Source organism: Actinomadura luzonensis (assembly GCF_022664455.2).
Classification (GTDB): domain Bacteria; phylum Actinomycetota; class Actinomycetes; order Streptosporangiales; family Streptosporangiaceae; genus Nonomuraea; species Nonomuraea luzonensis.
The window spans coordinates 70,284-89,775 of the sequence record NZ_JAKRKC020000003.1; the positions used below are offsets into that span (position 1 = coordinate 70,284).

The window sequence follows — 19,492 nt, forward strand, 5'->3', positions numbered from 1 at the left end:
TAGCGACCCCCGCGGGAGACGAACGCGTATGAATCCCGGATTTCAGCACATTGGCCGTCTTGTCCGTCGCTCCTACGGTGACGTCCATGACACAGAAGATCCTCGTCACCGGCGCCACGGGCACCGTCGGGCGTGCCCTGGTGACCGAACTGATGACCGGACGGATGGCCGGCGAGACCGCCCCGGAAGTCCTCGCCCTGGTCCGAGACCCCGCCACCGCCGCCCTCCCGGCGGACGTCGAGCTCGTCTGGGGCGACCTCAGCGACCCCGCCTCCTTCGCCCCGGCCGTCAAGGGGGTGACCGCCGCGTTCCTGCTCTGGCCGTTCGCCGACGCCGGCGGGTTCGCCGACGTCCTGGACGTGATCGCGCGGGACGCGCGCCGCCTGGTGTACCTGTCCTCGGCCGCGCTCCGCCCGGCCGAGCGCGAGGTGGAACGGCTGATCCGGCGTTCCGGCAGGGAGTGGGTGTTCCTGCGGCCGCACCAGTTCGCCGCCGCCGCGCTCCGCTGGGCGGACGAGCCGCGGTTCCGCGCCGAGGGCGTGGTCGCCGAGCCGTACGGGCAGGCCGCCCTGCCGCCCGTCCACGAGCGGGACCTCGCCGAGATCGCCGCGGACGCCCTCACCGGCCGCGGGCCGGCCGCGGTCGTCCACGAGCTGACCGGGCCGGAGACGCTGACCCAGGCCGAGCAGGCGCGGCTGGTCGGCGAGGCGATCGGCCGCCCGGTGCGCTGGGAGGAGGTCCCGCCGCAGGAGGGCCGGCGGCGCCTGGTCGCCGGCGGCCTGCCGCCCACGGTCGCGGACGACGTCCTCCAGGCCCGCGCCCGGCTGGTGGCCGAGCCGTGGCCGGTCAGCCCGCGTCCCGGCGCGCGCCCGTTCCGCGTGTGGGCCGCCGAGCACGCCCACCGTTTCCGCGCCACCATGCGGGCCGCCCGCATCCACGAGTACGGCGACCCGTCAGTGATCCGGCACGACGAGGTCCCGATCCCCGTCCCAGGGCCGGGCATGGTGCTGATCAAGGTGGCGGGCACCGCGTTCGGGCCGTCCGAGCTGGGCCTGCGCTCCGGGCTGCTGCGCACGACGGCGCCGGAGCTCGCCGACCTGCCGCTGCCGCACACCCTCGGCTGGGACGTCTCCGGCACGGTCGTCGAGTCCGGCCCGGGTGTGACCTGGCCGCGCCCGGGCGACCGGGTCATCGGCCTGCTGGACGGCGGGGCCGCGGCCGAGTACGCCCTCGCGCCGGCCCGGTCGCTGGCCCGCGCGCCGGGGTCCGTGCCGCTCGCCGACGCCGCCGCGATCCCCGTCTCCGGCCTGACCGCGTGGCAGGCCGTTCACGAGCACGCCCACGTCAGGCGGGGGCAGCGGGTGCTGGTCAACGGCGCGGGCGGCGGGGTGGGGATGTTCGCCGTGCAGTTCGCCAGGCTCGCCGGGGCGCACGTGATCGCCACGGCGGGCGACGAGCGCAGCGCGGCGGCCTCCCGTGCCCGCGGCGCCGACGAGATCGTCCGCTACCCGGCGGACGAGCTGCCCGGCGGGCTCGACGTCCTGCTCAACCTGGTCCCGCTCGCGCCCGGCGCCGCCGCGGACCTGGCCCGGCTGGTGCGCCCCGGCGGCGTCCTGGTGTCGGTGACCGTCCCGGTGGCGGCGCCCGCGGGCTCGGGGGTCACCGCGACCCGGTTCGTGACCCGCAACGACCCCGCCCAGCTCGCCATGATCGCCGCGCTCGCCGACGCGGGCGACCTCGTGGTGGACGTCGCCGCGCGGCGTCCTCTGGAGGAGCTGGCCGACGTGCACCGGGCCGCCGAGTCCGGCCGGACCCGGGGCAAGATCATTCTGTCCGTGGGCCGCGACCTTCCCGAGGACACCCGATAGCGTCGGTGCCATGCCCGGCTCCCCTCCGTCCCCCTCCCCCGCCGCCGCCACGCCGATCGGCACGATCGCGGACGACGTCACCGGCGCCACCGACGTCGCGGTCGCGCTGCGCAGGCGCGGCCTCCGTACCGCGCTGTTCTTCGGGACCCCCGGACCGGGCACCGAGCCGCCGCCCGGCTGCGACGCCCTGGTGATCGCGCTGAAGACGCGGACCGTCCCCCGCGCCGACGCCGTCGCCCGGTCGCTGGAGGCGCTGGAGTGGCTGCGCGCGCACGGGGCGCGGCAGATCTACTTCAAGTACTGCTCGACGTTCGACTCGACGGCCGAGGGCAACATCGGCCCCGTGCTGGACGCGCTGGCCGACGCCCTCGCGGCGCCGCTGGTCGCCATGACGCCGAGCTCCCCCGAACACGGCCGCACGCAGTACCACGGCTACCTCTTCGTCGGGGACGTGCTGCTGGCCGAGTCCGCCATGCGCCACCACCCGCTGACCCCGATGACCGACTCCTACCTGCCCAGGGTGCTGGAGAGCCAGAGCGCGCACCGGGCGGGCGTGGTGCCGCTCGCGCAGGTGCGCGGCGGCGGGCTCGGGCGGCGGCTGGCCGAGCTGGCGGGGCAGGGCGTGCGGTACGCGTTCGTGGACGCGCTGGAGGACGCCGACCTCGCCGTGGCGGGGCGGGAGCTGGCGGGCGCGCCGCTGGTGGCGGGCGCGGCGGGGCTGGCGGGCGGCCTCGCCGCGGCCCTCGGCCGGTCCGCGGCTCTCGGCCGGGCCGCGGCTCTCGGCCGGGCCGCGCCCGACCTGGACGAGCCCGACCTGGACGAACCCGACCTGGACGAACCCGTGCCCGGCGGGGCCGCCGCGGTGCTCGCGGGCAGCTGCTCCGCCCGTACGCTGGAGCAGGTCGAGGCCATGATCGCGGCGGGACGGCCGGCGTACCGGCTGGACGCCCTGACCGAGCAGGACCCGGCGGTGCTCGCCGCCGACGCCCTGGCCTGGTACGACTCCCTCGGCGGCCGCGCGCCCGGGGCCGGTGCGCCGCTGGTGTACTCCTCGCTGGAGCCGGAGGCGCTGCGGCGGGTCCAGGAGGCGCTGGGCGGGGACCGGTCGGCCGCCGTCCTGGAGTCGGCCCTCGGCCGCATCGCGCGGGGGCTGGTCGAGCGCGGGGTCACCCGGCTGGTCTCGGCCGGGGGCGAGACGTCGGGGGCGGTCGTGGCCGCGCTGGGGGTGCCGGGCGGCCTGATCGGGGCGGAGGCGGCGCGCGGGGTGCCGTGGATCCGTACGGCGTCGGGGCTGAGCCTGCTGCTCAAGTCCGGCAACTTCGGCGACCGCGACCTCCTCCTGACCGCCTCCCACCAGCCCGGCCCCGCGCGAAGAACAGGCCCATGAGAGAGCGGGAAAAGGCCGCCAGGGCGCGCCCGTAGGAGAGGCGGGCGCACGAGGGGCGGCTCCTCTGGGGGAACGGCCGCCGAGGGGCGGCAACCCGCTAGGGACGGCCGCACCCCAGCAGCGGCCGGCCGTGGCTGAGCGGTCTCAGGTGAGGAGGCCCTGGCGGCGGGCGGCGGCCGCTGCCTGGGTGCGGGTGGAGACCTCCAGCTTGGCCAGGATGTTCGACACGTGCACACTCACCGTCTTCTGCGCGATGAACAGCCGCTCCGCGATCTCCCGGTTGGTGAGCCCTTCGGCGACGAGCCGCAGCACCTCCACCTCCCGCGCCGTCAGCATGCCCTCGCCACCGGACCCAGACCCGGCGGGCCCGGACCCGTTGCCGAAGCGGGCCCGGCGGCCGAACTCCAGCAGCGCGTTCTCCAGCGGCGCCGCCCGCAGCTTGCCCGCCGTCTCCCTGGCCAGCTCCCATTCGGCCTGCGCCGCCTCCCGGTCGCCGTGCGCGAGCAGCGCCTCGGCCAGCCGCCAGCGGGCGCGCGCCACCTCGTACACGAAGCCGAAGTCGAAGGCCGCGACGACGCGCCGCCACAGCTCCACGTCGTGCCGCCCGTGCACGCGGTGCCATTCGGCCTCGGTGCGCAGCGCCCAGGCCAGGCCCTCGGGACCGAGGGCGCCGCCCTCGCCGACGGGGCCGTGGTCGACCACGACGCGGACCCGTTCGAGGAGATCGTCGGCGCCGTCGGTGGTGCCGAGCGCGGCCATCGCCGCCAGCCCCACGGCGCACAGCCGCAGCACGCCCGCCTCGCCCGGCATGAGCGGCGCGAGCGCGGCCCGTACGTGCTCCAGCGCCGTGGCGGGGTCGCCCTGCCAGAGCGCGTGCTCGGCGGCGAGCCCGCGCGACATGTACGACACCAGGTCGTCGGACCAGAACGGCCGCAGCCAGCTCAGCCGGGTCTCGACCCCGGGCAGCCCCCGCCCCACCTCGACGAACAGCGAGAACGACGACAGCGTGGCCTCCGGCTGCGTGCCGACCCGCACCGGGAAGGTGGCGGCGACCGCCTCGGCCTGGTCCCATTCGCCGGCCACGTAGTGGATGAGGAAGCGCAGGAAGCGCAGGTCGGTGCCGTAGGTGCTCCACCGGAGCCCGGTGTCGAGGGCCAGCCGGATGCCGTTGTCGGCGACCTCGGCGGCCTGCGCGAGCTTGCCCTGCTCGTAGTGGATGCGGGCGTGGTGGAAGCGGGCCCGCAGGTCCATCGCCAGGTCGCCGGTGCTGTGCGCGGAGGCGGTCTCGACCAGCTCGTGGGCGCGGGCCACGTCGCCGCGGTACTCGACGTGGGTGGCGAGCGTGAGCAGCGCGCCGACCTCGGCGTCGCGTGCCCCGGCGGCGCGGGCGGTCTCGAGGGCGCGGGTGGCGAGGGCTTCGACGTCGCGGTGGCGGGGGCTCCACAGCAGGGTGCGGGCCTGGGTGGCGAGGGCGCGGGCGAGGGCACGCTCGTCCGCGGCGGTCTCGACGGCGCGTTCGGCGGCGGCGATGGCGCCCTGCTGGTCGTCGGTCTCGTACAGGTAGTAGGCCAGGCGTTCGCTGACCTCGGACGTGGGCGGCAGCGCGCGGAGCTGGACGACGGCGCGGTGGTTGTCGCCGCTGTCGGCGGCCATCACGGCGCTGCGGAAGGCCAGCTCGGCCCGGCCCTCGCCGGCCAGCTCGGGGGCGTCGCCGACGCGGTCCCAGAGGCCGAGCGCCCGGTCGTAGTGGCTGTGGGCCTCGGCGGGCGCGCCGAGCCGCTCGGCCAGCCGGCCCGCCTCGACGGACGCCTTCAGCGCCCCTTCGAGGTCGTGACCGGCGAGGTAGTGGTGGGCCAGCTCGGCCGGCTCGGTGAGCAGCCGGGCGAAGGCGGCGTGCAGCCGGGTGCGCTCGCCCGGCAGCAGGTCGGTGTAGACGGCCTCCTGGAGCAGCGCGTGGCGGAAGGTGTAGCCGAAGCCGTCGACGCGCAGCAGCCCGCGCGAGACGATCTCCCTGACCGCCTCCTCGAACTCGGCCAGCGGCAGCCCCGACACCTCGCGCAGCAGCTCGTCCTCCACCCGGCGGCCGGCCACCGCCGCGGCCCGCAGCACCCGCTGGCTCGGCTCGGACAGCACCTCGACCCGCGACATCAGCAGGCTGGCCAGCCCGTCGGGCAGGCTGTCGCCCTCCGCCAGCGCGGCGAACAGCTCCTCGGCGTAGAACGGGTTGCCGTCGGCCCGCGCGACGATCTCGCCCAGCTCGTGGGCGTCGACCTGGCCGAGCGTGGTGACGTAGTCGGACAGCTCGCCGCGGCTGAGCGGCCCCAGCTCGACGCCGGTCACCGTGGGCAGCCGCTTGAGCTCGGCCAGCACGGACCGCAGCGGGTGCCGCCGGTGGAGGTCGTCGGTGCGGTAGGTGCCGACCACGCACACCTGCTCGGCCTGCACCATGCGGCTGAGGAAGACCAGCAGGTCGCGGGTGGAGCGGTCGGCCCAGTGGAGGTCTTCGATGACGAACAGCACGGGCTGCACGTCGGCCAGCAGCCCGAGCAGCGAGCCGAACAGCCGCTGCTGGGTGAGCCCGGTGGAGGGCGCGCTCTCGGTGCCGGGCAGCAGCTGGCCCAGCAGGGGGTGGGCGGCGGCGGCCTCCCGCACGCGCGGCTCGGCGCCGCGCAGCGCGTCGGCCAGCGGCAGGTACGGCAGCGCGTCGCCCAGCTCGGCGCACTGCCCGACGAGCACGTGGAAGCCGCGCTCGCGCGCCTGCTCGACCAGCTCGGAGATCAGCCGGGTCTTGCCGATGCCCGCGTCGCCGCCGACGAGGGCGACGCCGGCCGTGCCCTCGGTGGCGGACCGCAGCACCCGGACGAGCCTGCTCAGCTCGGCCGCGCGCCCCACGAGAAGTCCGTTCACGCCAGCAACTATGCCACGCCCGGCCGACAGGTCATTGGCCCGGTGATCGGGCACCGCATTGGCCCTGACCTCAGGGCCGAAGGGCGCCTAGGCTGCCGGCACATGATCTCCCCCGCGACGTACGCGCTCTTCGTCACCGCCTCGCTGGCCCTCGTGCTGGTGCCGGGCCCCAACCACCTCTACATCACCGCCCGCGGGCTGGCCCAGGGCCGGGCGGCCGGCCTGGCCAGCGCGTTCGGCGTGGAGGCCGGCACGCTGGTGCACATCGCCGCCGCGGCGGCGGGGCTGTCGTACCTGATCTCGCGCTCGGCGGCGCTGTTCGCGGTGGTGAAGTGGGCGGGCGTGGCCTATCTCGGCTGGCTGGCCTACCGCGCGTTCACCGGCGGCGGGCAGGAGGAGGACGGCGTGCCGGCCCCGCAGCCGCTGCCGAAGGTGTTCCTGGAGGGGATGCTGGTCAACGTGCTCAACCCCAAGGTGGCGCTGTTCTTCCTGGCGTTCCTGCCGCAGTTCGTGGACCCGGGGGCGGGCTCGCCCGCCGCGCAGATCGTGGTGTTCGGCGTGACGCTGCTGCTGCTCGGCCTGGTGTCGGACGTCGTGTACGCGTACGCGGCCGGCGCGCTCGGCGGCCGGCTGCGCAGCCGGGCGAGGACGTTGCGGCGCCTCAGCGGCTTCGTCTACCTGGGCCTCGGCGTGGTCACCGCGTTCGCCGGGAGAAAATGAGGGGCATGGCCCCGAGGAAGCAGCAGGAGATCTTCGACGCGACGTTGCGGCTGGTCGCCGAGAAGGGCTACGACGGGCTGACCGTCGAGGGCGTCGCCGAGCGGTCGGGGGTCAACAAGACGACGATCTACCGGTGGTGGCCGTCGAAGGCGGCGCTGCTGGGGGCGGCGCTGGTGGAGGCCGACGTGCTCGGCTTCGATCCCCCCGACACCGGGAGCCTGCGCGGCGACCTGGTGGCGCTCGTGGAGGGCATGATCCGGCTGCTCACCGAGGAGCCGTCCGCCGACATCGCGGTGGCCGCGCTCGGCGCCGCCGTCCGCCATCCCGAGCTGGACGCCCGCCGCTTCTTCGCCGACCGCTTCGCCCGCGAACGGGAGATCTTCGACCGCGCGGTGGCGCGCGGCGAGCTGGCCGCCTCGGCCGATCCGATGCTGGTCGTGGACCTGCTGGCGGGGGCCGTGTGGCTGCGGGTGGTCTTCCGCGGCCTGCCCGCCCCGGACGGCTTCGCCGACGCGGCGGTGTCGGCGCTGCTCGACGGCGTCTGAAGGAGAGGCTAGAGCGCTTCGGCGAGCGCGGCGGGGATGCGGTCGAGCACCGGGTGGGGCGCCAGCCCGTACGCGTAGAAGTCGACCGCCAGCGCCCCGGCCGCCTTGGCCGCCCGCGCCTTGGCCACGAGCCGGTCGAGCGAGTCGCTGTCGGGGTGGCCGGGCCGCAGCACCGCCCGCACCTCGCGGTCCTTGCCGACCGAACGCAGGTAGGCCCCGACGTCGTCGGCCACCCGCGCCGCGTCGCGGGCGTAGGCCAGCGCCCCGAACGCGGGCACCAGGTCGCCCAGCGCCACCAGGTCGACGCCGAGCTGCCAGGCGTCGTGGGCGGCCAGGCCGGGGGTGGGCAGGCCGTCGGCGTAGCCCTTGACCGCGCCGGTGGAGTCGATGAACACCAGCCTGGAGCCCTCCTCGGCGACCGCCGAGGCCACCTCGGAGACCAGCGTCGTGACGGTCTCGGAGCGGGCGCGGGCGTAGGCGACCACGTCGGGGCCGGCGTAGGCGGTGAGCGCCGCCCTGGTCACCTCGCCCTGCGCGGGCGGGTCGCCGTCGAGGACCCTGCCGACGATCCTCGCGCACTCCTCGCGCGCCGTCTCCGCGTCCACGCCGAGGTCGGCGGCGCGGCGCAGGCAGTAGTCGCAGAAGCAGAGCCCGAACAGGTAGGTGTCCATCGGGCCGAGCGGCACGAACGACCGCTGCGCCTTCAGCGGCAGGAAGTGCAGCGACTCGGCGACGACGCTGTCGACGCCGAGCCTGGCGACCGCCCTGGCCAGCGCGACGGCGTACTCGCGCACGTCGGGGTGCGCGGGGCACAGGTCGCCGGGTGAGCCGCGGTCGCCGAAGCAGTCGCGTACGGTGACGTCGGGGTGCTCGGCCCCGAGCGTGGCGTTGCTGAGGAAGACCGTCCAGCCGTGCAGCTTCATGGACCGCTTCGCGCACGCCTCGCGCAGGCCGTCGAAGACGGCGGCGTGGCCGGGCACCGGCGTCAGCCGCAGCCCGTCGAACAGGTCGGCCGGCGGGGCGAAGTGCGCCCCGTCGTGCCGGACGGTCAGCCGGGACAGCCCGTGCGGGGTGACGTCGCGGGCGGCGTGGTGCACGGCCCCGACGGTGACGCCGGCCACGCCGTACCCGCTGATCCTGTCGAGCACCCGCTCGACGCCCTCACCGCGCAGGTCCTCGGCGAAGACGTAAACCGAACTGTCCACGAGCCGACCTTACGCGCTCTTGTGCGCGACGAAGTCGATCTCCACCAGGATGTTCAGCAGCTGGGAGCCCACCGTGGTGCGTACCGGGAAGGGCGGGTTGAAGTACGACTTGTACACCTCGTTGTAGGCGGCGAAGTCGCGCTCCAGGTGCTGCAGGTGGACCGTGGACTTGACCACGTCGTCGAAGCCCAGGCCGTGGGCGGCCAGGATGGCGCCGAGGTTGCGCATCACCTGGTGAGTCTGGGTGGCCACGTCGTCGCCGACGATCTCGCCGGTCTTCGGGTCGAGCGGCCCCATGCCGGAGGTGAAGACGAAGTCGCCCACCACGAGGCCCTGCGAGTACGCGCCGATCGGGGCCGCGCCCTCGCTGGTGCGAAGCTCCTTTTTCACGAAATCTCCTCAGAAGTTGGTCCTGATCGTGCCAACGACACGGTAGTCCTGGTCCACCACGGGCAGCACGCGCCACTTGTCGAAGGCCGTGCAGGGGTGGGAGATGCCGAAGGACAGCAGGTCGCCGGGCTTGAGCCCGTCGGCGCGCACCACCGTGTGCTGGTCCTGCATCCTCAGTACGGTGACGCCGGCGCGGCGCGGGATCGGCAGGCCCTCGTCGTAGGGGGCGTCCCGCTTGCCCATGCCGACGATCGCCAGGCCGGGCTCCGGCACCGACAGCACGTGCGCCCACACCTCCAGCGCCGGGCGCAGCTCGCCGTCCACCCGGTTGAAGGGGGTGCGCTCGCGGTAGTAGCCGTCGTCGTGGCTGACGTACGCCCCGGCACGCAGCAGGACGCGGGCCTGGACGGCGGCCAGCTCGCGGCCGATCACGTCGAACCACTGGCTGCCGCCGACCGACAGGATCGGGTCGCGGACGCGGAGGTGTTCCAGAGCCTCGGTGAGCGTGTCCATATATTTCCGGACCTCGTCGGCGCCGGGCAGGCCGCCCTCGTACCCCGCCACCCCGACCGGCTCCACCCCGGGCGTCCCGGCCGCGTGCGCCGCCACCCGCAGGAACTCCTCCAACGTGCGGCAACCGGCCCGGCCGCCCGCGTGCCCCCGCTCCACCAGCACCCGGAACGGCCGCTCCCCGGCGTGCCGGGCCAGGAGGTCGACGCCTTCGACGGAGTCGGCGAACGTCAGGAACTCGAAGCCCGGGTCGGCCGCCAGCTCCTCCGCCGCCCAGGCCAGGCCCGCCGGGTCGACGACCTGGTTGGCGACCACGATCCGGCGCGCGCCGAAGCCCCGCACCGTGCGCGCCTGCCGGGTGCCGGCCACGGTCAGGCCCCACGCCCCGGCCGCGAGCTGCAGCTCCGCGATCTCGCCGGACATGTGCGTCTTGACGTGCGGCGCCAGGTCCATGCCGTGGTCGCGGGCGAAGGCCGCCATGGTCGCGATGTTGTGCTCCAGCGCGTCCCGGTGCACGACCATCTGCGGGAAATCGAAGCCGCCGTCGAAGATCGATGCTGGCACGGGACCCCCTTTTATCCGCGTCCGACCCTATTACAACGATCAAGAGTGCCGGCGGGCAGGGGCGGGCCGTCAGGGGCGTGCTGTCAGGGGCGGAGGGCGCGGCCCGGGGTGGCCTTGGTCAGCTCGCCGCCGGCCAGCACCGGCACGCCGGACACCAGCACGTCGTCGACGCCGGTGGCCAGGGCGCGCGGCTCGGCGTACGTGGCCCGGTCGCCGACCGTGGCCGGGTCGATCACCACCAGGTCGGCGGCGCAGCCCGCCCGCACCAGCCCCCGGTCGCCGAACCCGAACCGGCGGGCCGGATGCGAGGCCAGGTGCACGACGGCCTGCTCCCACGTCCAGTCGCCCAGCTCTCTGACATGCCGGCCGAGGAACCGGGCGAACGCCCCGAACCCGCGCGGATGCGGATGCCCGCCTACGTAGATGCCGTCGGAGCCGCCCGTGTGCGAGGGGTGGCGCAACATGCGGCGCACCGACTCCTCCCCCGCCGGCCCCTCGTCGGGCCGGGCGGACACGACGCCCGCCTCCAGCCGCGTCTCCACGAGCAGGCGGCGGCACAGCTCGGCCGGCGTCACCCCCGCCCGCCCGGCCGCCGCCGGCACCGTCATCCCCTCGGTCCACTCCATGCCGGGCGCGTGCGAGACGGTGAGCCGCGGCCAGGTGTCACCGAGCGCGCCCCACCACTCGTCGAGGTCGGCGGCGGCGATCAGCTCCAGCGCCCGGCCGGTGTCGGCGGCCGGCACCGACGGCGGCAGCACGACCATCGCCAGGATCGTGTTGCCGCGCAGGTAGGGGTAGGTGTCGAAGCTCAGGTCCACGTCGCGGGCGAGGGCGTCGCCGACCAGCGGCAGCAGCACGTCGGCCGGGCCGTGCAGGTGGGAGACGTGCACGGCGGCGCCCGAGCGGGCCGCGATGTCGACGACCTCGGCCATGCCGACCCCGGCCCCGGCGCCGTAGGCGCGCATGTGGGTGACGTACGGCAGCCCGCCGAGCGGGCGGCACAACGCGGCCAGCTCCGCCGCGTCCGCGTAGCGGCCGGGCAGGTATTCGAGGCCGCTGGACAGCCCGGCCGCGCCCTCGGCCAGGCCGCGCTCGACGTGCCGCAGCATGGCCGCCAGGTCGCCGGAGGAGGCCGGGCCGGCGGCGGGGCCCATCACGTCGTAGCGGATCGTGCCGTGCGGCAGCAGGTAGGCGGTGTTGAGCGCGACCGCGCGGTCGTAGGAGGCCAGCAGCTCCCCGACGCTCAGCGGCCCCTCCGGCGGAGCACCGCCCTCGCGCGGCGGCAGCGGGCCGTTGACGGCCGCGAAGTAGCGGGAGGCGTACGCGACGGTGCCGGCCGAGCCGGGCGCGAACGACAGCCCGTCCTGGCCGAGCACGAACGTCGTCACCCCCTGCCGCAGCGCCGCCCGCTGCACCGCCGGGTCGAAGACCGCCGCCTCGCCGTGGGCGTGGCAGTCGACGAAGCCCGGCGCGACGAACCGGCCGGTCGCGTCGATCACGGCCGCCGCCTCGGCGGAGCTCAGCCGGCCCACGGCGGCGATCCGGTCGCCGGACACCGCCACGTCCGCCCGGTACGGCGGGGCGCCCGTGCCGTCGAGCACCCGTCCGCCGCTGATCACTACGTCGAAGCTCACCCCGAGATTCAATCAGAGCGCCCGGAGGCCCGCCCCTCGCACGACGCCGTGCTGTGGAGGGGATGCGCGGCCAGCAGGTCGCGGGCCTTCGCGCGGGCCAGGTTCCAGCCGTTCCACGGATCCGGCCGGTCCAGCTCGTTCGCCCTGATCACGTCGGCCAGCACGCAGCTCCGCTGCGGCTCGGGCAGCCGGTCCAGCGCCGGCACCGCCTCCGCGCCGAGGTCGCCCAGGTAGTCGGAGTCGAGCTTGGTGACGCCGCGCACCTCCACCTGCGTGGCGGCGACCTGGAGGTCGGGGTTCACCAGCGCGAACGCGCCCACGCCGAGCCCGGTCACCAGGACGATCACGCGCGGCAGCCAGCCCGAGCCGCGCCCGGCCAGCCGTACCGCGCCGGCCAGCAGCACCAGCGCGAACACCGCGCCCAGCCACCAGACCGTGGCCTGCACCGACAGCCGCAGCCGGGACAGGCCGTAGGCGTCGGTGTAGAGGTTCATCCGGTGCAGGGCCGAGGCCAGCACCACCATGGTCAGCCCGCAGAGCACGCCGAGCAGGACGGCGAGGACCCAGCGCTCGCGCCGCCCGGTGCGCAGCAGCCCGGCCGCCGCCGCCACGATGCCGAGCACGAAGACGCTCACCACGACGAGCTGGAAGAAGCCCTGCCTGGCGTACTCGGCGTAGGTCAGGCCCGCCGTGCGCAGCACCAGCCGGTTGCCGCCGAACAACGCCGTGATCTGCACCGCCACGAACAGGGCGAACAGCACGTTCACCGCCGTCAGCGGCACCAGCCACACCGCCCTGCTGACCGCGAACCTGTGCGCCGGCCCCACCGGGTCGGCCACCGGCCGCAGCGCGACCAGCACGACGGCCGCCAGCAGCACGGCGAACACCACGAACAGCACGATCCGCCCCGGCAGCGACTCCGCCCAGTCGGGGGCGCTCATCAGGCGCTCGGCGTACGAGGCGAACACCGCGTCCGCCGAGGCGAACAGCAGCCCGAACACCAGCAGCAGCACCACCGTGAGGCCGAGCGCCGCCACCATCGGCATGACCCGCCGCCGGGCCGTCAGCCTCTTCAGCGGCACGGCCAGGAACCAGGGCACCGGGCCCAGCGCCAGCAGCACCGACAGGCCGCCCCTGAGCACCCCGAGCCAGCCCGCCCCCGCCCCCGACACGGCCAGCGCGCCCAGCCCGGCCCCCGCCATGAGCAGGACGGTCACCAGCCAGTCGGCGTCGCGCACCGCCGCCATCGAGATCAGCCAGTACGCGGTCAGGCCGAAGGCCACCGTCCACGGCGTCATCCGCCGCACCACGGCCGGCAGCGCCGCCGCGCCGAGCACCATCGCCACGAGCACGAACCCCAGCCCGGCCTGCGCCTCCGGCAACGCCACCGCGGCGAACACCCCCGCCCCGCCGGCCGCAGGGAGCAGCCAGCGCGGGGTCTCCGGCAGCTCGGGGCGCGGGAACAGCGGGGGCGGCACGTACGCCGGCGGCCCTCCCTGACCGCGATACACCTGCTCCACCGGCCGCGCCGAGGACGCCACCTGCGGCCCGCCGCCCACGGGCTGCGGCGGCCCGCCCACGCCCACGGGCTGCGCCGGCCCGGCCATCCCCACAGACTGCGGCGGCCCGGCCTGGAGCTGCCAGGCCGTCCCCGCAGGCTGCGGTTGCCCGGCCGTCCCCGCGGCCTGGGGCTGCCCGGGGGCGCCCGCCGTCGCCTGTCCCGCGGCGGCCGCCGCCGGGCGGTCCGCCGTTCCTCCCGGTTGTTCCGTGTGCACCGCGGCTCCGTCCCCTCGTCCGCCGGCCCCGTCCGGTGGCCGGTTCATGGTTTGCGCGGCCGGTTCGAGGCCGCCCGCCTGCGTCGTCTGCGCGCCCGGGGTCCCGTGCGGCACCGGAGCGAGCGGCCAGAGGGCGGCGGCGAAGTGCCCGGCCGGGCGCGAGGCGTGGGCCACCTGGTACGCCAGGGCCGCCGCCCGCCGGGCCGAAGCCGCCCCCATGGCCGCGCCCACCGACCCCGCCCCGGCCGTGCACAGGACGAGCGTGACGAGCGCCAGCCCGTCCCCGATGGTCACGCTGACGAACACGGCGGCGAACATCCCGGCCAGGAAGCCGACCATCACCCCGACGACGCCCCCGCCGATCATCCGGGCGAGCCCCGACCCGGGCGACGGCATCCGCACCCCCACCCCGGCCGCCGCCCCCGGAGCCCCGGCAGCCGCCCTGGGAGCCACGGGAGCCGGCTTGGGAGCCCCGGCACCGTCGGCGACCGGCCCTCCGCCCGTCCCTGTCCCTGGCCCGGCGGCGCGCGCCGGAGCGGCCCAGGCCCCCTCCACGCCGCCCGGAACGCTCTCAGGCGCGACGGCGGGCGCGGGACCGGCCTGCCCGGAGCCGCCCTCAGCGGCCACGGCCCCCGCGGGGGCGAGCGCCGCGGGACCAGCCGTCCCAGGCGCCGTCTCCCGGGAAACGGCGCCCCCGTCCGCCCCGACCCTCTCCGGCCCGGCCCCTTCCGGCCCGTCGGTCATCATCGTCCTCCCTGGTAATTCGACGACCATCCGGCACCCTGGGCCGTCGTCGATCCGCACCGATCCCCCGTGCAGCTCCACGATCTCCTTCACGATCGCCAGCCCCAGCCCGGCTCCCCCGGAGTCGGCCGCCCGCCCCGAGTCGAGCCGCGAGAAGCGTTCGAACACCCGCCCCCGCGCCGCCTCCGGGATGCCCGGCCCGTGGTCGGCGACCGCGATCAGCACGCCGGCCCCGCGCGCCGCCCCGCGCACGGTGACGGCCCCGCCCGCCGGGCTGTGCCGGACGGCGTTGTCGAGCAGGTTGGCGAGGACCTGGGCGAGCAGGTCGGGGTCGGCCCGCACCACCAGGTCGGGCGGCGCCTCGGCCCGGATCGTGACGTCCTCCCTGGCCAGGCCCGCCTCCCGGACGGCCTGCTCGAAGAGCGGCGCGAGCGCGACGGCCTCGGCCTCGATGAGCCGGGCGCCGCTGTCCAGCCGCGACAGGTCGAGGAGCTGCGCCACGAGCCGGCCGAGCCGTTCGGTCTGGGCGAGCGCGGTGGCCATGGTGACGGGGTCGGGCGCGGAGACGCCGTCCACGACGTTCTCCAGGACGGCCCGCAGCCCGGTGATGGGGGTGCGGAGCTCGTGGCTGACGTTGGCGACCAGCTCGCGCCGCTGCCGGTCCACCTCGGCGAGGTCGGCCGCCATGGCGTTGAACGCCCGCGCCAGCTCGCCGACCTCGTCGCGCGAGGTGGCGCTGACGCGCAGCTTGTAGTGGCCCTTGGCGATGGTCTGGGCGGCGCGGGCCATCTGGCGCAGCGGCTTGGTCATCCCCATGGCGAGGAGCTGCACCATGATCAGCGCCAGGACGACGGCGACCGCGATGCGCACCTCGCGCGACAGGCCGGAGTTGAGGCCGACCTCGTTGACGACGAAGGCCGTCCCGACGGCCAGCACGATGACGATGCCGAGCTTGACCTTGATCCGGCCCAGGAAGTCGAGCGGTCTCATCGCCGCACCAGGGCGTACCCGACGCCGTGCACGGTGCGCACGACGTCGGGGCCGAGTTTGCGGCGCAGCGCCCGGACGTGGCTGTCCACCGTCCTGGTGGCGGCGGCCTCGGAGAAGCCCCACACGTCCTGCAGCAGCCGGTCGCGCTCGAAGACCTGCCCGGGCCGCTCGGCGAGCCGCCGCAGCAGGTCGAACTCGGTGCGGGTGAGCTGCGCCTCGGCGCCGCGCACGAACACCCGCCGGGCGGCGGTGTCGATCTCGACCTCGCCGACCCTGATGACGGTGTCCTCGGCGGCGAGCTGAGCGGCCCGCTCGACCCGGCGCAGCAGCGCGTGGATGCGCGCCACGAGCTCGCGCATGCTGAACGGCTTGGCCAGGTAGTCGTCGGCCCCGACGCCGAGCCCGACCAGGACGTCGGTCTCGTCGCCGAGCGCGGTCAGCATGAGCACCGGCACCGGCCGGGCGGCCTGCATGCGCCGGCACACCTCCAGCCCGTCCAGGCCGGGCAGCAGCCGGTCGAGGATCACCAGGTCGGGTTCGGCCCTGGCGTACTGGACGAGGGCGTCCTGCCCGTCGCCCGCGACCCGGACGTCGAACCCCTCGGCGGCCAGGCGGTTCCGCACGGCCAGGGCGATCGTCTGGTCGTCCTCGACCACGAGGATGCGTCGCTGCTCTGCCACGGAGGAAAGCCTAGAAGCGCGCTGTGCAGACCACACCTCCTGAAGCGTGCACATACGGTGCAGACTTGGCTGGTGAACACCGCCGCATACCTGCGCCGCATCGGCCTGCCGCACCTGCTCGGCGCCCCCGCCACCGCCGAGGGCCTGCGCCTGCTGCACACGGCCCACGTCGAGAGGGTCGCCTACGAAGCTCTGGAGATCTGGCTGGAGCGCCCGACGACGGTGGACCCGGCCGAGTCCGCCGAGCGCATCCTGCGCGGCCGGGGCGGCTACTGCTTCCACCTGAACGGCGCGTTCTGGGCGCTCGCGACGGCGCTCGGCTACGACGTGACCCGGCACGTCGGCGGCGTGCAGCCGCGCGGCGGCGAGCCGGGCGTCACGGCCAACCATCTGGTGCTGACCGCCCGCGGCCTGCCCTCGCCGGACAACCCGGGCGGCGAGTGGCTGGTGGACCTCGGGCTCGGCGACGCGCTGCACGAGCCGCTGCCGCTGGTGGCGGGCACGTACCGGCAGGGGCCGTTCACCTACGCGCTGCGCCCGTCGGAGGTCGCGCCGGGGGGCTGGCGGCTGGAGCACGACCCGGCCGGCTCGTTCCAGGGCATGGACTTCGACCCGGCGCCGGCGGAGATGTCGGCGTTCGCGGAGATGCACCGGCATCTGACGACGTCACCGGAGTCGGGGTTCGTGCGGGTGGCGTCGGTGGCGCGGCGCGACGGCTCGGGCGTGGACCTGATGCGCGGGCTCACGCTGTCGCGGATCGGCGCGGGCGCGGACTCGGTCACCCTGGACACCGCCCGCGACTATTTCGCGGCCCTCGCCGACGTCTTCCGCCTGCCGCTGGACGACGTCGGCGCGGCGGAGAAGGACAAGCTGTGGCGCAAGGTGCACAGCGCGCACGTCGCCTGGCTGGCGAGCCAGGCGACGTGACGGTGACCGGCGAGGGTAGCGGAGGTCGTCGTGCACCTCGACATGGGCGGGACCAGCAGGCTGGCCGGGCGTTACCGGCTGCTCGAGCCCTCGTCCGGGGGGCCGGTGCGGCCGGCCTTCGACGAGTCCGGCCGCCGCGAGGTGGCGGTCAGGGAGTTACGCCTGCCGCCCGAGCTGCGCGAGGCGGCGCTGCACCGGGCGCGGGCGGCGGTGGCGCTGCGGCACCCGTCGATCGTGCCGGTGCTGGACGTGGTGGTGGCCGAGGACGGCGTGCCGTGGCTGGTCATGGCGGCCGTCCAGGGGACGACGCTGGAGGCGGCGGTGGGCTCGCGCCGCCCGCTGCCGGTGATGCAGGCGGCCCGGGCGGGCGTGGGGGTGCTGGCCGCGCTGACGGCCGCGCACGCGGCGGGGTACGTGCACGGCAACGTCGAGCCCGGCACCGTGCTGCTGACCGCGCGGGGACGGGCGGCGCTGACCGGGTTCGGCCTGCCGAGCCGCGGCACGTGGCCGTCGGCGGACCTGTGGTCGCTGGGCGCGACGCTGCACTTCGCGGTCGAGGGCCGGCCGCCCCGCCAGGCTCCGGCGGCCGGTCCGGAGCCGCTGCGGTCGCTCATCAGGGCGCTGCTCAGCCCGTCGGGGCCGCCGCCGGTCGAGGTGGTCCGCGAGACGCTGGACCGGCTGGCCGTGGACCAGCCGCTGGACCGGCTCATCGAGGCGCTCGGGCCGCTGCCGCCCGCCGAGGTGGCGGCGATCGGCCTCGCGGTCGTGGACCGGCTGCTGCGCGGGCAGGGGCCGCACGGCGGGGTGCATCCCGGGAACGTTCTGGTGGACGGCGAGGGGCGGGCGACGCTGCTGCCGTCGGTGCGGTCGGGCACGCCGCCGGCGTTCACGGCCCCGGAGGGCGGGAGCGGCCCGGCGGCCGACCTGTGGTCGCTCGGGGCCACCCTGTACGCGGCCGTGGAGGGCCGCCCGCCCGCGCCGGGGGCGCCGCTGGCCCGCGCGGGCGCGCTGGCGCCGCTGCTGGTCCGGCTGCTGTCGGGCGACCCCGGGCAGCGGCCGTCGCCGGAGGAGCTGGCGGGCGAGCTGCGCCGGTTCGAGCGGCGGCGCGGCTGAACGAGCCGGTGAATTTGCGATACATCGCGAGTGGGAACCCGCGGAGGGTCCCGCTCGTTGGATCGACGACGCAGAATGTGGGAGAGGCGGGGCGCGCGCTCCGCGTTCGGAGGAAGAGGATGTCGCCCATCCAGAAGTACGTCATCGGCGCGGCCATCGCCGTCGTGGTCACGTGGATCCTGCCCCTGCCGGGCTGGATCACCCTGCTGGTGATCCTCGCCGCGATCGGCGCCCCGGTGGTCGGCTACCTGATGCTCGACCCCTCGCAGCGCGAGCGGCTGAAGAGGGCCCGCCGGCGCGGACTCGGCCGCTGAGCGCCGGGCGGCGGGGGCCCTCCCGACCGGGCCTCAGGCCTCCGCCGCGGCGAGCGCCGACTGCACGCGCCGCGTCACCCTGCGCTCGATGAGGAACGACAGGAACGGCACGGTGCCGCCGAGCATCACGCCCAGCATGTACGGCCACGACCAGCGCGCCTTCATGCCCAGGTTCATGACGGTGACCAGGTAGATCATGTAGAACCCGCCGTGGATCGGGGCGGTGATCTTCGACAGGGCCGGTTCGCCGAAGCCGTAGCGCAGCACCATGGCGGCGCACAGGATGAGCAGCATGCAGCCGACGACGTAGGCGAGCACCCGGAAGGGCTTGAGAGCCGATTCCACGTTTTAACCTTCCAGAGCCATCTCAGGGGATGTGCCACGATCCCGATCCGTCCGTACGGCGTCGCGTACGAAGTGGAACCACATGAACACGGCGAATCCTGCAAAGATCCACCAGTTGGCGGCGTATGCCAGGTTACGCCAGGTCAGGGTCCCCTCGGTCGCCGGCGGCGCGACCTTGACCTGCGCCAGCGCGCCGGACGGCGGCTGCGCGACCACGAACCCGGTGCGCACCTTCTGACCCGTCCACAGGTTGACCAGCTCGCCCGTGGAGACCGTCTGCACCTGGCCGGCGGGCAGCCCCTCGTTGCGCCGCTGCACGCTGTCGGTGCCCTGCTGGGGACGCAGCCGCCCGGCCACCGTGACCCGCCCGCGCGGCACGTCGGCCACGGCCGGGTCGTCGCTCGTGCGCGTCCAGCCCCGCACCACCGGCATCAGCGTGCCGTCGTCGAGCCGGAGCGGGGTGAGCACCCAGTAGCCGTCGTCGCGGGAGACGTTGCCGCCGGGCGCGTCCACGTCGGGCCGCCGGTCGGCGACGAGGAGTTGGCGGGTGGCGTCGTACTCGCCCTCCGCGGTCACCCTGCGGCCCACGACCTCGCCGGTGAGCTGGGCGGACAGCGGGGCGAGCGTGGCGGCGGGCACCGGCGCGGGGTCGGCGGCGGCCCTCGGCCTGCCGGAGTCCTCGAAGACGCCGAGCTGCCAGCGGCCGAGGAGGATGAACGCGACCAGGACCCCGATCGTGAGCAGGTGCAGCCCGATCAGGCGCGGCGAGAGGAGGGTCCTGAGCATGCTTCCAAGCTATCCGCCGGGCAGGGTGGTCCCGTCATCAGGCTGCCCCGAGGAATGCCGCCAAAAGGCACAAACGTCACAGCCGATG

The 19,492-nt window shown here is 75.6% G+C and carries 16 protein-coding genes; 7 read left to right on the plus strand and 9 right to left on the minus strand.

Annotated elements, in window-relative coordinates:
* The first annotated feature begins 86 nt into the window (after positions 1–86).
* Together MF672_RS45375 and otnK are read left to right on the plus strand one after the other, a co-directional pair.
* Entirely contained in the window at positions 87–1,868 is a 1,782-nt protein-coding gene (locus MF672_RS45375; RefSeq protein WP_242374634.1) for a zinc-binding dehydrogenase, read from the plus strand.
* Between the two features lie 10 nt (positions 1,869–1,878).
* Positions 1,879–3,255, plus strand: a complete 1,377-nt coding sequence (otnK, locus tag MF672_RS45380; RefSeq protein ID WP_242374635.1) for a 3-oxo-tetronate kinase — start codon at positions 1,879–1,881, stop codon at positions 3,253–3,255.
* A gap of 144 nt (positions 3,256–3,399) precedes the next feature.
* Here the strand turns inward: otnK and MF672_RS51660 are convergent, their stop codons facing one another.
* Complete coding sequence (locus tag MF672_RS51660; protein ID WP_302893399.1) at positions 3,400–6,162, minus strand: helix-turn-helix transcriptional regulator; 2,763 nt, start codon at positions 6,160–6,162, stop codon at positions 3,400–3,402.
* A gap of 102 nt (positions 6,163–6,264) precedes the next feature.
* On the opposite strand from MF672_RS51660, the gene MF672_RS45395 reads away from it, so the two are divergent.
* Together MF672_RS45395 and MF672_RS45400 are read left to right on the plus strand one after the other, a co-directional pair.
* Positions 6,265–6,882 carry a LysE family translocator gene (locus MF672_RS45395; protein ID WP_242374636.1) on the plus strand — a complete coding sequence of 206 codons (618 nt, stop codon included), beginning with the start codon at positions 6,265–6,267 and terminating at the stop codon, positions 6,880–6,882.
* Positions 6,883–6,887: 5 nt separating this feature from the next.
* Positions 6,888–7,427: a TetR/AcrR family transcriptional regulator gene (locus MF672_RS45400; protein ID WP_242374637.1), complete on the plus strand. Its 540-nt coding sequence runs from the start codon at positions 6,888–6,890 to the stop codon at positions 7,425–7,427.
* An 8-nt stretch (positions 7,428–7,435) separates the two neighbouring features.
* Here the strand turns inward: MF672_RS45400 and MF672_RS45405 are convergent, their stop codons facing one another.
* From MF672_RS45405 to MF672_RS45430, 6 genes are all read right to left on the minus strand, one after another.
* Entirely contained in the window at positions 7,436–8,632 is a 1,197-nt protein-coding gene (locus tag MF672_RS45405) for a hypothetical protein (RefSeq protein ID WP_242374638.1), read from the minus strand.
* A gap of 9 nt (positions 8,633–8,641) precedes the next feature.
* Positions 8,642–9,022 carry a RidA family protein gene (locus MF672_RS45410; protein ID WP_242374639.1) on the minus strand — a complete coding sequence of 127 codons (381 nt, stop codon included), beginning with the start codon at positions 9,020–9,022 and terminating at the stop codon, positions 8,642–8,644.
* A gap of 9 nt (positions 9,023–9,031) precedes the next feature.
* The gene (locus tag MF672_RS45415) at positions 9,032–10,096 is read right to left on the minus strand and encodes an alanine racemase (RefSeq protein ID WP_242374640.1); all 1,065 of its coding nucleotides are present in this window, start codon (positions 10,094–10,096) and stop codon (positions 9,032–9,034) included.
* Positions 10,097–10,179: 83 nt separating this feature from the next.
* Complete coding sequence (locus tag MF672_RS45420) at positions 10,180–11,730, minus strand: N-acyl-D-amino-acid deacylase family protein (protein ID WP_242374641.1); 1,551 nt, start codon at positions 11,728–11,730, stop codon at positions 10,180–10,182.
* Positions 11,731–11,738: 8 nt separating this feature from the next.
* Positions 11,739–15,239 carry a DUF4153 domain-containing protein gene (locus MF672_RS45425; protein ID WP_242374642.1) on the minus strand — a complete coding sequence of 1,167 codons (3,501 nt, stop codon included), beginning with the start codon at positions 15,237–15,239 and terminating at the stop codon, positions 11,739–11,741.
* Positions 15,236–15,919, minus strand: a complete 684-nt coding sequence (locus MF672_RS45430; protein WP_302893400.1) for a response regulator — start codon at positions 15,917–15,919, stop codon at positions 15,236–15,238. Before MF672_RS45430 ends, MF672_RS45425 begins: the two co-directional genes overlap by 4 nt.
* A gap of 72 nt (positions 15,920–15,991) precedes the next feature.
* Between MF672_RS45430 and MF672_RS45435 the strand changes: the two genes are divergently transcribed.
* The 3 genes from MF672_RS45435 to MF672_RS45445 all read left to right on the plus strand — a co-directional run bounded on the left by MF672_RS45435 (position 15,992) and on the right by MF672_RS45445 (position 18,273).
* The gene (locus tag MF672_RS45435; RefSeq protein WP_242374643.1) at positions 15,992–16,846 is read left to right on the plus strand and encodes an arylamine N-acetyltransferase family protein; all 855 of its coding nucleotides are present in this window, start codon (positions 15,992–15,994) and stop codon (positions 16,844–16,846) included.
* Positions 16,847–16,876: 30 nt separating this feature from the next.
* Positions 16,877–17,959: a protein kinase gene (locus MF672_RS45440; RefSeq protein WP_242374644.1), complete on the plus strand. Its 1,083-nt coding sequence runs from the start codon at positions 16,877–16,879 to the stop codon at positions 17,957–17,959.
* 119 nt (positions 17,960–18,078) lie between these two features.
* Positions 18,079–18,273: a tail-anchor membrane protein gene (locus MF672_RS45445; RefSeq protein ID WP_242374645.1), complete on the plus strand. Its 195-nt coding sequence runs from the start codon at positions 18,079–18,081 to the stop codon at positions 18,271–18,273.
* A 33-nt stretch (positions 18,274–18,306) separates the two neighbouring features.
* On the opposite strand, the gene MF672_RS45450 is transcribed toward MF672_RS45445, so the two are convergent.
* Entirely contained in the window at positions 18,307–18,618 is a 312-nt protein-coding gene (locus MF672_RS45450) for a DUF3817 domain-containing protein (protein ID WP_242374646.1), read from the minus strand.
* A 3-nt stretch (positions 18,619–18,621) separates the two neighbouring features.
* Positions 18,622–19,404: an SURF1 family protein gene (locus MF672_RS45455; protein WP_242374647.1), complete on the minus strand. Its 783-nt coding sequence runs from the start codon at positions 19,402–19,404 to the stop codon at positions 18,622–18,624.
* Positions 19,405–19,492 lie beyond the last annotated feature (88 nt).